13 protein-coding genes and 1 tRNA gene are annotated in these 13,378 nt (G+C 71.9%); 7 read left to right on the forward strand and 7 right to left on the reverse strand.

Going from position 1 to position 13,378, the window contains the following annotated elements; translation table 11 throughout:
• Positions 1-6 precede the first annotated feature (6 nt).
• The 5 genes from KBX43_RS09720 to KBX43_RS09740 all read left to right on the forward strand — a co-directional run bounded on the left by KBX43_RS09720 (position 7) and on the right by KBX43_RS09740 (position 4,219).
• On the forward strand, positions 7-996 hold the full coding sequence (locus KBX43_RS09720; RefSeq protein ID WP_166455808.1) for a UTP--glucose-1-phosphate uridylyltransferase: 990 nt from the start codon (positions 7-9) through the stop codon (positions 994-996).
• Positions 993-2,306 carry a gephyrin-like molybdotransferase Glp gene (gene glp, locus KBX43_RS09725; RefSeq protein ID WP_043326858.1) on the forward strand — a complete coding sequence of 438 codons (1,314 nt, stop codon included), beginning with the start codon at positions 993-995 and terminating at the stop codon, positions 2,304-2,306. Before KBX43_RS09720 ends, glp begins: the two co-directional genes overlap by 4 nt.
• Positions 2,307-2,358: 52 nt before the next feature.
• Positions 2,359-3,000 (forward strand): GNAT family N-acetyltransferase, encoded by a 642-nt coding sequence (locus KBX43_RS09730; protein ID WP_210884118.1) that lies wholly within the window; start codon positions 2,359-2,361, stop codon positions 2,998-3,000.
• 169 nt (positions 3,001-3,169) lie between these two features.
• On the forward strand, positions 3,170-3,952 hold the full coding sequence (locus KBX43_RS09735) for a hypothetical protein (protein WP_176722722.1): 783 nt from the start codon (positions 3,170-3,172) through the stop codon (positions 3,950-3,952).
• Positions 3,953-4,145: 193 nt separating this feature from the next.
• A tRNA-Ala gene (locus KBX43_RS09740) sits at positions 4,146-4,219 on the forward strand.
• Between the two features lie 57 nt (positions 4,220-4,276).
• Here KBX43_RS09740 and KBX43_RS09745 read toward each other — a convergent pair.
• The 6 genes from KBX43_RS09745 to KBX43_RS09770 all read right to left on the reverse strand — a co-directional run bounded on the left by KBX43_RS09745 (position 4,277) and on the right by KBX43_RS09770 (position 9,289).
• Positions 4,277-4,972 (reverse strand): proteasome protein, encoded by a 696-nt coding sequence (locus KBX43_RS09745; RefSeq protein ID WP_069087203.1) that lies wholly within the window; start codon positions 4,970-4,972, stop codon positions 4,277-4,279.
• Positions 4,973-5,094: 122 nt separating this feature from the next.
• Positions 5,095-5,538, reverse strand: coding sequence for a DUF3592 domain-containing protein (locus KBX43_RS09750; RefSeq protein ID WP_140946572.1), 444 nt, complete (start codon positions 5,536-5,538; stop codon positions 5,095-5,097).
• 36 nt (positions 5,539-5,574) lie between these two features.
• On the reverse strand, positions 5,575-6,375 hold the full coding sequence (locus tag KBX43_RS09755) for a methyltransferase domain-containing protein (protein ID WP_210884119.1): 801 nt from the start codon (positions 6,373-6,375) through the stop codon (positions 5,575-5,577).
• A gap of 52 nt (positions 6,376-6,427) precedes the next feature.
• Complete coding sequence (locus KBX43_RS09760) at positions 6,428-6,811, reverse strand: hypothetical protein (RefSeq protein ID WP_210884121.1); 384 nt, start codon at positions 6,809-6,811, stop codon at positions 6,428-6,430.
• A gap of 33 nt (positions 6,812-6,844) precedes the next feature.
• On the reverse strand, positions 6,845-8,278 hold the full coding sequence (gene rox / locus KBX43_RS09765) for a rifampin monooxygenase (protein ID WP_210884123.1): 1,434 nt from the start codon (positions 8,276-8,278) through the stop codon (positions 6,845-6,847).
• Positions 8,279-8,350: 72 nt separating this feature from the next.
• On the reverse strand, positions 8,351-9,289 hold the full coding sequence (locus KBX43_RS09770; protein ID WP_210871357.1) for a helix-turn-helix domain-containing protein: 939 nt from the start codon (positions 9,287-9,289) through the stop codon (positions 8,351-8,353).
• Between the two features lie 94 nt (positions 9,290-9,383).
• On the opposite strand from KBX43_RS09770, the gene KBX43_RS09775 reads away from it, so the two are divergent.
• Positions 9,384-10,391: a saccharopine dehydrogenase NADP-binding domain-containing protein gene (locus tag KBX43_RS09775; RefSeq protein ID WP_210884126.1), complete on the forward strand. Its 1,008-nt coding sequence runs from the start codon at positions 9,384-9,386 to the stop codon at positions 10,389-10,391.
• A gap of 55 nt (positions 10,392-10,446) precedes the next feature.
• Here the strand turns inward: KBX43_RS09775 and KBX43_RS09780 are convergent, their stop codons facing one another.
• Positions 10,447-10,905, reverse strand: coding sequence for a lamin tail domain-containing protein (locus KBX43_RS09780; protein ID WP_064447599.1), 459 nt, complete (start codon positions 10,903-10,905; stop codon positions 10,447-10,449).
• Positions 10,906-11,193: 288 nt separating this feature from the next.
• Here KBX43_RS09780 and KBX43_RS09785 point away from each other — a divergent pair, with 288 nt between their 5' ends.
• Positions 11,194-13,329: a cellulase family glycosylhydrolase gene (locus KBX43_RS09785; RefSeq protein WP_210884128.1), complete on the forward strand. Its 2,136-nt coding sequence runs from the start codon at positions 11,194-11,196 to the stop codon at positions 13,327-13,329.
• Positions 13,330-13,378: the final 49 nt, after the last annotated feature.

Here is a 13,378-nt window from a genome sequence, read left to right on the forward strand (position 1 = left end):
CGCGACATGTCGGAGCACTCAGCGAACCCCTCAGCGACCCGCGGTCGCTCCCGCGCGGTCAAGGCCGTGATCCCGGCCGCCGGCCTGGCCACCCGGTTCCTGCCGGCCACCAAGGCGGTTCCCAAGGAACTGCTGCCGGTCGTCGACCGGCCGGTGCTGCAGTACATCGTCGAGGAGGCCGCGCAGGCCGGCATCGACGACATCCTGCTGATCACCGGTCGCGGCAAGACCTCGATGGTCGACCACTTCGACCGCCGGCCCGACCTGGAGGAACGGCTCGCCAAGAAGCCCGAGCTGCTGGCCGAGGTCAAGCGCACCGAGGAACTCGCAGCGATCTACACGGTCCGCCAGCCGGAGCAGCTCGGCCTCGGCCACGCCGTCGGGTACGCCGAGTCGCACGTCGGCGACGCGCCCTTCGCGGTGCTGCTCGGCGACGAGTTCGTCAAGCCGTCCGAGCCGCTGCTGCCGGCCATGCTGGAGCTCCAGGCCCGCACCGGTGGCGTGGTGCTCGCCTTCTTCGAGGTCGACCCGGCCGAGACCAGCCGTTACGGCATCGCGTCGGTCGAGCCCGCCGAGTCGGAGTACGGCGACATCGCCGAGGTCGTCAAGGTCACCGGCATGGTGGAGAAGCCCAGTCCGTCCGACGCGCCCAGCAACCTGGCGGTCCTCGGGCGGTACGTGCTCCCGGGGAAGATCTTCGACGCGATCCGGCGTACCGACCCGGGCAGCGGCGGCGAGATCCAGCTGACCGACGCGATGGAGCTGCTGCGTACCGAGGGGGTGCCGGTGCACGCCATCGTCTACCGGGGCACCCGCTACGACACCGGCATGCCGCTGGGCTATCTGCAGACCGTGGTGCAGATCGCGGCCGAGCGGGAGGACCTGGGCGCCGAGTTCCGCAAGTGGCTGGCCGAGTTCGTCAACAACGGCGACGAGACGGTCACCGCGGCGATCCTCAACGGCATGCGTGACGTGTCCGGCGGTGCCGATACATGACCGCGACGGCCGACGCCGAGGCGGCCGCGAACGAGTTGACGCCGCTCGCCGACTACCTGGGCAGTGTGCTGCGCAGGTTACGCGCGCTGCCTCCACTCGACCTCGACCTGACCCAGGCGTACGGCAACGTGCTCGCCGAGGACGTGGTCGCCCCGCACTCGTACCCCGCCTTCGACCAGGCGGCGGTGGACGGGTACGCCGCGCGCTGGGAGGACATCTCCGGTGGGAGTCGGGGGCCGGGCTACGTCCCGGCCCCCTCCGGTATGCCCGGCGGCCGCAGCATCCGGCTCAACGTCGTCGGTGACCTGGGCGCGGCGAGCTGGCGGCCGGTTCGGCTCACCCCCGGATCGTGCTTCTCGGTCGCGGCGGGCGCGCCGCTGCCGATCGGCGCCGACGTGGTCGTCCCGGTGGAGTGGACCGACCAGGGCATGGCCGCCGTCGAGATCTTCCGCGCCCCCAAACGGGGGTACGGGCTGCGCCGCGCCGGGGAGGAACTGGTCGCCGGCACACTGCTCGCCCGCGCCGGCGCGTACGTCTCACCGGCGCTGGTGGCGGTGTTCGCCGCCACCGGCATCGGGCACGTCGTGGTGCGGCCCAGTCCGCGCGTGGTCATCGTGGCCACCGGCGACGAACTGGTCGACGTGGGCCGGGGCAGCCAGCCCGGGCAGGTGGTCGACACCAACTCGCACGCGCTCACCGCTGCGGCGGCCGAGGCGGGCGGGCTCGCGTACCGGGTGGGGATCTGCGACGACGACCCGGAGGCGCTGCGCGGCCTGCTGGACGACCAGACGCTGCGGGCCGACCTGATCATCACCACCGGCGGCACCGGTACCGGCCCGGGCGACATGGTCCGCCGCATCCTGTCCCGCCGCGAGGGCGGCCGGGCCGGACCGGTCACCTTCACAGAGGTGGCCCTCTATCCGGGAACGGCTCTCGGGTTCGGTACGGTCGGCGCCGAGGAGGTGCCGGTGGTGTGTCTTCCCGGTGAGCCCGGCGCGGCGCTGATCGGCTTCGAGGTGCTGGCCCGCCCGGCGATCCAGCTGCTGGCCGGCGCCGAGCCGGTGTTCCGGCCGAGCGTCCGCGCGCACCTGCTGGAGACGGTCTCGTCCCCGGTGGGGCTGCGCGAGTTCCGGCCCGCGCACGTGGCCGAGCGGCGTGGCGGCGGGTACACGGTGCAGCCGCTCGCCGGTGGCCCGTACACGCTCTCCGGCCTGTCCGACGCGAACGGTCTGCTGGTGCTGGGCGAGCGGGTCACCACCGCCGCCGCGGGGTCCACCGTCGACGTGCTCCTGCTGGACCGGCGCCGGTGAGCGCGAGGAGTGAGCTTGCGAGCCCCGCAGTCGCGAGCGAAAGGCAAGCCCGGTGAGGTTCTGGCGGGCTCCGGGGTGGCCGGCGGTGCTCGTGGACGGCCCGGTGGTGCTGCGGCCGTACCGGCGATCGGACGCCGGCGCCTGGTCGGAGATCCGGCGCGCGAACCGCGAGTGGCTGGCGCCGTGGGAGTCGCACGTGCCCGGCGGCTGGTACGAGACCAACTCGCCGGCGGCGTTCCGGCTGGTCCACGCGGACCAGCGCAAGTCCGCGCGCAGCGGCGAGGGCATGCCGTTCGCGGTGTGCCTGCGTGAGGACGGCCGGGAGCGCCTGGTCGGTCACGTCAACATCGGCAGCATCGTGCGGCGGGCGTTCTGTTCCGGGTACGTGGGGTACTGGGTGGACTTCCGGGTGGCCGGCCGGGGCGTGATCCCGACCGCTGTCGCGCTCGCCGTGGACCACGCCTTCGGACCCGGTGGCCTGCACCGGATCGAGGTGAACATCCGGCCGGAGAACATGCCGTCCCGCCGGGTCGTGGAGAAGCTCGGCTTCCGCGAGGAGGCCTATCACGTGCGCTACATGCACATCGACGGCGCGTGGCGCGACCACATCGGATACGCGATGACCGGCGAGGAAGTAGTCGCCGAGGGCGGCTTGCTGGCGCGGTGGCACCGCGTACGTGACAACCGCCGCTGACGCGCCCGCACGGCGCGGCGCACTGTGAACTGGGTCGACGGCCCGTAACCTCAAGTAACTGCAAGCTGCGGCAAGCGCTGCCCGCCCGCATGAAGTGCGCCGTAAACGACGGTCGACGGAACAAGTTGCGGCGGGCGGCGCTCGCCGGAGAACTTTGGTGACGGGAGGGGTGAGGGTGCCCACGTCGGTGCTCCTCGCCGTCCTCGCCGCCGCCGGTCTGCTCGCCCTCGCTCCGGCGCTGGTCCGCCGGTACGACGCCACCGAGCGGCTGGTGGCGGAGCGGGCGCAGTCGACGGCGCGGGTGCTCCAGCGCCAGCGTCGACGGCGCACCGTGCCCGGGCGACGGCCGCTGCACCCGCCCCGCTCCCTCGTGGTGACCCTCAGTGAAGACTCCGACACGGGTAGTCTCGCCCGCCCGGTCTCCGCGCCACCGCTGCGCCGCCGTTCCGGCCGGCTCCGGCCCGTCTCCGCCGTCCCGGCCCAGTCCCGCCGACGGAACTCGCCCCGGCGGCGGCACACCCCGGCGATCTACCGCCGGCGCCGGGTGCTCGCCGCGCTGCTGCTGCTCAACCTGGTGGAACTGGGCGGCGTGGTACTTGTCGGACCCGGGTTCTGGATCAGCGTCTCGGTCACCGGCACGCTGCTCGTGGCGTACGTCGTACACCTGCGGCAGCGTGCCCTCGCCGAACGTCGGCGGCGGCGCGCGGACGCCCGGGAGGCGGCCTGGCTGGCCGCCCGCCAGGCCGAGGTGCGCCGCGAGCAGGCCCGGCGCGCGGCGGCCCGGCGGGAGGCGCAGCGCCGGCTGGCCGCCCAGCGCGAGGCGGTCCGGCGTACGGCGATGGGGCTGGACCGTCCCGCGGACCTGCCGCCCGCGGCGAGCGGCGGCTCGGTGTCCTACCGGCGGGCGGGTGGCCTGCGCGGACGCCCCTACCAGTCCGGCCGAGGCGCCTGACGCCCTCGCCTGGCGCGGCCCTCGTCGCCCGCGGCGGGCAATCTTGGAAGAAATGGGTCGCTCTGGGGGCCGCTTTCTTCCAAGATCTACGTGGGCGGTGGGGCGGTTCGCGTCGTGGGGGCGCTACCTGTTAGCCTTGTCGCCGGCCCACCCGGTGAAAGCTGGGTGGGACCGACGCCGGTTCGCCGGCGGAGGGGCTGTGGCGCAGACCGGTAGCGCACCTCGTTCGCATCGAGGGGGTCAGGGGTTCAAATCCCCTCAGCTCCACCCAGTTCAAAGGCCGTTTCCCGTGATGGGAGACGGCCTTTTTCGAACCCGCTCGCGTCAGTCGAACAGCTGGTCGAGCGCTTTCTGTTCGAGGTCACGCCAGCGCTGGACGTCCTTCAGCGCCTTGGCGATCTCCTTCTCGTCGAGATGGTGGGCGCCTTCCTCCCGGATGCACGCGACGCTGAACGGCCTGCCGACCGACGGCGAGGTCTGCTCCAGCGCCTCCAGCACCCGTACCACGCCCACCACGCCGTACTCGACGGTGCGCGTCGTCATCCGGAAGTGGGACAGCAGCGCGCCGGCCTGCTGAGCCATCGGCGCGCCGGAGCCGATGGCGTGGAAGCCAACGTCCTCGTAGCGGCCGATGAGCCCGTTCGGGTTGATCTCCACGATCCACGGCCCGCCCTGGCTGAAGCCGGCCGCGAGCAGGTAGGCCGACACCCCGCCGCCGGAGCCCTCGCCGGGCACGTCCGGGATGTAGTTCTCGTAGTGCTTCTTGAAGACGGGCAGGACGCGCTCCTGCAGCTCGCCGCCGATGTCCGGCGCTTCGAGGATGGCGGTGGCCGAGTCCTGGAGGAGGGGGCGCAGGTCGTTCAGCACTCCTCGCGCGCCGCTGCCGCCCCAGGCGGCGCAGTCGCCGAGCGGGTGCAGCTTCTGCGCGGGGAAGCTCAGACCGCGGTCGCTCTCGGTGATCTGGGAGTCCGCGCCGATCACCACCCCGTCGCTGCAGACAACGGCGAGTACGACGGTCATGGGGTCCTCCTGTGCAGGGGTGCGGGGTTGGGGCGCGAGGTACCCGGCATCCCGCCTGCCTACACCCGGCAGGGACGTCCGTGTGGCGGCTGGCACCGGTCACAAGCCGGCGGTGCCCAGAATCAGACTGGGCGGTCCCGGTGAAGGCGCCAACCGGCAAACCCAGCGCCCGACAGCAGGGCGGTGGCGGCTACGAGGTTGAATACCGCGACGCGCTGCGCGCCGTGGTTCTCGGCGTCCTCCACCCCCGGCGCGAGGTCGTCGGGGTTGTAGCGGATGCGTACTCGATCGCCCTCGTCGAGCTCGGGGCTGCAGCTCGTGCACTCCGCGCTCAGGGGTTCGCCGCTACGAGGTGTGAACTCCACGGTGACCTTGCTGGCGCGTCCATGACGGTCGACGTCGACGACTGTGGCGTCTGTGGTGAGGCCGCGGTTCGCGAGGCCAATCGCGGTCGTGCCGTTATAGAAGGCGGCGCAGCACATGAAGGCGGAAGAAGCGGTGAGGATGATCAACGCGCCAATCAGCTTGCGTTGTCGCGGGTGAAGTTGTTCCCAACTTTCGTCCACGTCGCGATGCTAAGCACCGACGTCAACGGTGATGCGCTACGACGACGGCTCGTGGAAGTAGACGGTGGCCGCGGTGAGGAAGAACGTGACCGCGTACGTGAACCGGCCTGCCTCGACCGCGTCGTCGAACTGCTCCTCGAACGCGCGAGCTTCGGCGGGGTCGAGTACGCCGCGCTGAGCCGCCGTACCGGCCCAACTGCGCAGGCCGAGAACGTTGTCGGCGGCGTTCGGGTTCCGAACCAGCAGCGTCCGGGGCTCGACGGTGACCTCGGCCAGGCCGAGCGTGGCGAGAATGCCGGCGTGCTGGTGAGCCAGGGTGCCGTTGCGGAGCATGACGTCGGCCCGGAATCTCAGCACGCGCCGGGCCAGATCCTGGTCGGCGATGTCGAGTACCTGCGTGTCGTAGTCGGGGTCGGCGAGAACTATCCGGCCACCCGGGCGGACGACCCTGGCGAGCTCCCTGATCGCGGCGCGGGGATCGGCGAGGTGCTGCACGGTGCGGTCGGCCCAGGCACCGTCGATCGAGTCGTCGAGGAACGGCAGCCGGTGGGCGTCGGCGACGGCGCACCGGGTCAGGCCACGGGCTCGCATGGCGACGGCCATGGTCAGGGAACGATCCACCGTCAGCACGGTGACGTCGTGATCGTCCCTCAGGCGGACCGCGCTCGCCCCGGTGCCCGCACCGACGTCGAGGTAGCGCCGGCCGGGCGACGGGCGGAGCAAGTCGCGTACCCGCTGCTGGTATGCCTGGTAGAAGGGCTCGCCGCTCAGGCGGTCGAGCACGCCCACCCACGATTTCGGGTCCGGCTGCCGGTCGACATCGGTGAATCCGTGCACGGACTGGAGCCTATTGCGCTGCTGTCGGTTGAACCCGCAGCGCCGACGCGCGTCAGCGGGGCCGCTTGTCCTCGACGTGGACGACGGTCAGCTCATGGCCGTCTCGATCTCGCTTGTGGCGCCCGTACAGACCGACAGCAAGGTCGCTGTCGTCCGAGACCTCGTCCGGGCCGACGTAGGTCAACACGTCGTTGTGATGGCCGTAGACCGCCCAGCCGGGGCCGGGATCGAGCGTGACGGTACCGAAGTCCGCAGACGGCGAGCCGACGTGGACGGGGCCGTACTCGCGCAGGATCTCGACGGCCTGTGCGGCGAGGTCGACGCCCGGCGCGGGGTCCGGCAGGACGACGCACGTGCCGTGCGCGAACACGACCCAGGACTTGCCGTCTCCCAGGATGATGCGACGCCAGGTGTCGGCCAGGTTGTCGTCGGACATGAAGCTGATCATTGCCGAGTCCGTGCGCCGTCGCTACCCGCGAACCGTCCCGCCGCCGAACCATCTGGTCAGCGCGCCCTCCAACGTCCGCTGGCCGTCGCCCACCCAGACCACGTGACCGTCCGGCCGCAGCAGCGCCGCCGGCACGTCCAGCTCGTCGCCGGTGCCGGCGACGAGCCCGACCCGGTCGGCCCAGCCGTCCACCGACAGCTTCCCGGTCCCGTCCAGCAACAACCCGCCGCCGGTACGCATCAGCTCGTACAGGCGTCCCTGCGGCAGCGGTACGTCGCGCAGCCGCCGCCCGAGCAGAGGATGACCCTCGCCGACGTCGTACCTGACGCTGATCGCGGTGACCTTCTCGATCAGGAAGCGGTTGACCTCGTCGAAGTCCATGAGCTGCGTCAGCACCTGCCGCACCGCCTGCGGTCCGGGCTCGTTCGTGGTCAGCAGCATCTGCGCGCGCGTGTTCGTCAGCACGTCGGCGGCCACCGGGCGCCGCTCGGACTCGTAGGTGTCGAGCAGGTCGTCCGGCGCCCACCCGTTCACCTCCGCCGCCAGCTTCCAGCCCAGGTTGAACGCGTCCTGGATGCCGAGGTTGAGCCCCTGCCCGCCCAGCGGCGGGTGGACGTGCGCGGCGTCGCCGGCCAGGAACACCCGCCCGACCCGGTAGTGCTCGGCCAGGCGGGTCGCGTCGCCGAAGCGGGACAGCCAGCGGGGCGAGTGCACGCCGAAGTCGGTGCCCGCGTACGCGGTCAGTTGCCGTTTGAAGTCCTCCAGCGTCGGCGGTGCCGAGGTCACGTCGGCCGCCGGCACGACCACCCGGAACACGCCGGGCGTGCCCGACGGGCCGAGCCCGAACCGCTTCTCGGTGCGGCGTACCTCGGTCATGATCGTGGTGACCTCGTCCGGGGAGGCGGTCACCTCCATCTCGCCCAGCAGCGTGTCGACTGTCGACGGCTCGCCGGGGAATCCGACGCCGAGCAGCTTCCGGACGGTGCTGCGCCCACCGTCGCAGCCGACGACGAACCGCGCCCGCAGCGGCGGCGCGCTCGCGGAGTCGAGGTGGACGGTCACGCCGTCGTCGTCCTGCTCCAGCCCGGTCACCGCACTGCCGCGCCGGATCTCGGCCCCGACCTCGGCCGCGTGGTCGGCGAGCAGCCGGTCGGTGAGCGTCTGCGGGATGCCGAGCACGTACGGGTGGGCGGTGTCCAGATCGGCGGGGGCGGGCTTGTCGATGCCGGCGAAGAAGCCCCGGATCGGGTGCTTGCCGCCGTTGTCGAGGAACCGCTCCAGCAGCCCCCGCTGGTCCATCACCTCGATGCTGCGGACGTGCAGCCCGAGCGAGCGCACGTACGGCGGCGGTTCGGGGTCCCGCTCCAGCACGAGCACGCCGACGCCCTGGAGGCGCAACTCGCTCGCCAGCATCATGCCGGTCGGCCCGCCGCCGACCACGATCACGTCGAACACAGCTTCCCCCGTGCCGATTGTCAGGCGACCGTCCCCTCGGGCGGCACGAACCGACCATAGCCGTTGTGCCGGTCAGCCTCGGCGGAACGTCCGGCGGTAGGTGTCCGGCGGCACGCCAACTGTGCGGTGGAAGTGCCGGCGCAGCGTCGTCGCCGTACCCATGCCTGACGCCTCGGCGACGGCGTCGATGCTGTCGTCGGTGTTCTCCAGCAGTTCCTGCGCCCGCCGGATGCGCTGGGTGGCCAGCCACTGCGACGGTGTGGCGCCGGTCGCGGCGGTGAAGTGCCGGACCAGGTTGCGGGTGCTCATGTTCGCCTGGCGGGCCAGGTCGGCGACGGTGAGCGGGCGGTCCAGCCGCGCCATCGCCCATGGGAGCAGCGCGGCGAGCGGGTGGTCCTCGCGGGCCGGGACCGGGGTGGTGACGTACTGGGCCTGGCCGCCGGCGCGGTGCGGCGGCACGACCAGGCGGCGGGCGACCGCGTTGGCGACTGTGGAGCCGTGGTCGCGGCGGATCAGGTGCAGGCAGAGGTCGATCGCGGCGGCCTTGCCGGCGGAGGCGAGCACGGTGCCGTTGTCGACGTAGAGCACGTCCGGGTCGACGTGCACGCGGGGGTAGCGGGCGGCGAGCGCCTCGGTGTGCGCCCAGTGGGTGGTGGCGCGCAGCCCGTCGAGGATGCCGGCGGCGGCGAGCACGAACGCGCCGGTGCAGAGGGAAACCATCCGGGCGCCCGCGGCGTGGGCGGCGCGGACCGCGTCGACCAGGTCGGACGGCGGGTCGGCGTCGGTGTCCTCGATCGCCGGGACGATCACCGTGTCGGCGCGGGCCAGGTGGTCCAGTCCGTGGTCGGGCGTGATGGCGAACCGGCCGACGCCGATCGGGCCGGGGCCGCAGACCACCAGGTCGTACCAGGGGTCGGCCAGCCCGGTCGGGTCACGGACGAAGATCTCGCAGGCCGCGGCCAGCTCGAAGTGCAGCATCCCGTCGGTGGCGGCGAGCGCGATGGTGGCCATGTCCGAAACTGTACGGGCATTGGCGTTTGCGACACTGGCCCCGCCCCGGCCAGCCCGGCGAGGATCATTCCAGTCGATCTTCTGAGGGGGCGTCATGCGGGTGGCGGTGTTCGGGGCGTACGGGCACACCGGGCGGTTCGTGGCGGCGGAGCTGCGCGAGCGGGGGTACGAGCCGCTGCCGCTCGGGCGCGACGCCGGAAAGCTGGCGGCCGCGTTCCCGGCGGGGGAGCACCGGGTGGCGTCGGTGGACGATCCGGGCTCGCTGGACCAGGCGCTGGCCGGGGCGGCGGCGGTGGTCAACTGCGCCGGGCCGTTCGCCTCGACCGCGGGCCCGCTGATCGAGGCCGCGCTACGCGCCGGGATTCCCTACGTCGACGTGGCGGCCGAGATCGAGGCGAACCGGGACACGTTCGCGCACCACGCCGAGCGTGCCGAGGCGGCCGGCGTCGCTGTGGTGCCCGCCATGGCGTTCTTCGGCGGACTCGGTGACCTGCTGGTCACCGCCGCGATGGGGGACTGGACGGCGGCCGACGAGGCGCACGTCGCGTACGGGCTGAGCAGCTGGCACCCGACGGCCGGGACGGTCGCCTCCGGCGTCGTGTCGCGCGAGCGCCGCGACGGCCGCCGGGTCCGCTTCACCGGCGGGCGACTGGTGTACGCCGACGGCGACCTGCCCCGGCTGGACTGGGAGTTCCCGGCGCCGCTGGGCGTGCGGCCGGTGCTCGGCGAGTTCACCATGGCCGACGTGGTGACCGTGCCGAGTCACCTGGACATCCCGGAGGTGTGCACGTACATGACCGCCGACGCGGCCCGCGACCTGGCGGCGGGGGACGCTCCGGCCGCTGTGGACGAGCGGGGCCGGTCCGCGCAGACGTTCACCGTCGACGTGGTCGTGCGTGCCGGTGACGTCCGGCGGCGGGTGGTAGCCCACGGGCGGGACATCTACGCGATCAGCGCGCCGCTCGCGGTCGAGGCGGTGCACCGTTTGCTCACCGGGCGTACCCGGGCCAAGGGTGTCGCCTCGGCCGGCCGGATCTTCGACGCGCCGGACTTCCTGCGCGCGCTGTCGGACCACCTCACCGTGCGGTCGCTCGCGGCGTGACGGACGGAGACGGCCGGCCCCCCGGATCGGGTGGGCCGGCCGTTTCGCGGCGTGGTCAGCAGCTGGTGTAGCCGCGGCCGCCCTTGCCCCAGCTGCAGCTGTCGACCAGGCTGCCGGAGGGGTTGCGCAGGTAGGCGGTGTCGCCGTCGTTGTTCCAGACGTACGCGGCGCTGCCCCAGTAGCGGTGGGTGCCCTTGTTGGTGCCCTTGCCGGTGTGGATGACGATGCTGTTCCCGGCGGCCACCTTGAAGTCGCCGGTGAACGAGTAGACGTGGCCGGCCTTGTCGCGCACGTAGTAGCCCTTGAGGTTCTGGACCGTCTTGCGCTTGTTGGTCAGCTGGACGTACTCGGCGTTCAGGCTCGCGTTCGAGCGGGTGTCCTTGCCGGGGGAGTCGTAGTACACCTTGGTGATCATGAAAGGCGGCGTGGCGGCCTGGGCCGGAGCGGCGGCGGCGAACGTGCCGGCGAGGGCGATGGTGATCGCCGACGCGATGCCGAGAAGCCTTCTGCGCACGATGTCCCCTTGAGGTCAGAGCGGTGTTGGCGGGCGAGAGCGTAGCGAGGATTCCCAGCCGAATTTGTTCCCGCGAGGCGTGTCCGCCCGCCTTCGGTCCGGCCGTCGGATCGATGTGGCCGGTCGTCGAACCGGCCCGGTCGGTGGGGTGAGGCCGGGACGCCGGAACGGTTACGCATCCACATACGCCGATTGACAATGTTTGGAATCCAAACTTATTCTCGCGCTGGGCGGGTGCGCGCCCCGCCCTCCCCGTCCACGCGCCCACCCCACCACGAAGGAACCACCATGTTCCGCTCTTTCCGTACCGCCCGATTGCGGGTCGGCCTGGTCGCGGCGACCGCCGCCACACTCGTGGCCGGCACCGCACTGCTGGCGACGAACGCCCAGGCGGCGGCCGGCTGCCGCGTCACCTACACCACCGCCAGCCAGTGGCCCGGCGGCTTCACCGCGAACGTCGACGTGACGAACCTCGGTGACCCGGTCAACGGCTGGAACCTGCGCTGGACGTTCCCGTCCGGCCAGCGGGTCACCCAGGCGTGGAGCGCCACGGTCACCTCCTCCGGCGCCGACGTCACCGCCACGAACGTCGGCTACAACGGCGCGATCGCCACGAACGGCACCGTCTCGTTCGGCTTCAACGGCTCCTGGACCGGCGCCAACACCGCGCCCACCGCGTTCACGCTCAACGGCGTGGCCTGCACCGGCGGCGTCGGCGGAACCACCCCGCCGCCGACCACCACGCCCCCGCCGACCACGCCCCCGCCGACCACGCCCCCGCCGACCACGCCGCCCCCGACCACCCCGCCGCCCACGACCCCGCCGCCCGCCGGCAACGCGATGGCCGCCGTCGCCGCCATGCAACCCGGCTGGAACCTCGGCAACTCCTTCGACGCGGTCGGCGCCGACGAGACCGCCTGGGGCAACCCGCGGGTCACCGAGGCGCTGCTGGACAACGTCCGCGCGCAGGGCTTCAACAGCATCCGCATCCCGGTGACCTGGAGCAACCACCACGGCGCCGCGCCGAACTACACGATCGACTCCGCCTGGCTCAACCGGGTACGCGAGGTGGTCGGCTGGGCGCTCGCCGACGGCTTCTACGTGGTGCTCAACATCCACCACGACTCGTGGCAGTGGATCAACACGATGCCCACCGACCGCACAGGCGTGCTGAACCGCTACAACGCGCTCTGGACCCAGATCGCCGCCGCGTTCAAGGACTCCTCGCCGAAGCTCACCTTCGAGAGCGTCAACGAGCCGCAGTTCACCGGCAGCTCCGGCGACGCGCAGAACGCCACGCTGCTCAACGAGCTGAACACGTCGTTCCACCGCATCGTCCGCCAGTCCGGCGGAAACAACGCCACCCGGTTGCTCGTCCTGCCGACCCTGCACACCTCCGCCGAGCAGGCCCGGGTGGACGAGCTGGTCAGCACGTTCAACACGCTCAACGACCCGAACCTGATCGCCACCGTGCACTTCTACGGGTACTGGCCGTTCAGCGTGAACGTCGCCGGCGGCACCAAGTTCGACGCGACGGTCCAGCAGGACCTGACCGACCAGTTCGACCGCGTCTACAACGCCTTCGTCACCCGCAACATCCCGGTGATCATCGGCGAGTACGGGCTGCTCGGCTTCGACCGGCACACCGGCACCATCGAGCAGGGCGAGAAGCTGAAGTTCTTCGAGTTCCTCGGCCACTACGCGCGCAGCCGCAAGCTGACCACCCAGCTCTGGGACAACGGCCAGCACTTCGACCGCACGTCGTTCGTGTGGAAGGACCCCGAGCTGTTCGCGCAGATCAAGTCGAGCTGGACCACCCGCTCCGGCACCGCGTCCAGCGACCAGGTGTACGTGCCGCGCACCGGCACGATCACCGCCAAGAGCCTGACGCTCAACCTGAACGGCACCACGTTCCAGGGGCTGCGCCAGGGCACCACCGACCTGGTCAACGGCACCGACTACACGGTCTCCGGCAGCACGCTGACGCTCACCGCGTCGGCGCTCACCCGGCTGGTCGGCTCCCGCGCGTACGGCGTGAACGCCAACCTCCAGGCACGCTTCTCCGCGGGCGTGCCGTGGCGGATCAGCATCATCACGTACGACCCGCCGGTGCTCTCCAACGCGACCGGCACCACCGCCGCGTTCACGCTCCCGGCGCAGTTCCGCGGCGACCAGCTCGCCACCATGGAGGCCCAGTACGCGGACGGCAGCAACGCCGGCCCGCACAACTGGACCTCGTACAAGGAGTTCGACGTGACGTTCGCGCCGAACTACACCGGCAACACGATCGCGCTGAAGCCGGAGTTCTTCGCCGAGGTCAACGACGGTCAGCGGGTCACCCTGACGTTCCACTTCTGGAGCGGCACGAAGCTGACCTACTACGTGACGAAGTCCGGCAGTACCGTCACCGGCACGGTGAGCTGACGGCGACGGCACGGCTCGCGGCGGTGGGCGTCGACACCGCCGCGAGCCG

The organism is Micromonospora sp. C41, assembly GCF_018070485.1.
Classification (GTDB): domain Bacteria; phylum Actinomycetota; class Actinomycetes; order Mycobacteriales; family Micromonosporaceae; genus Micromonospora; species Micromonospora chalcea.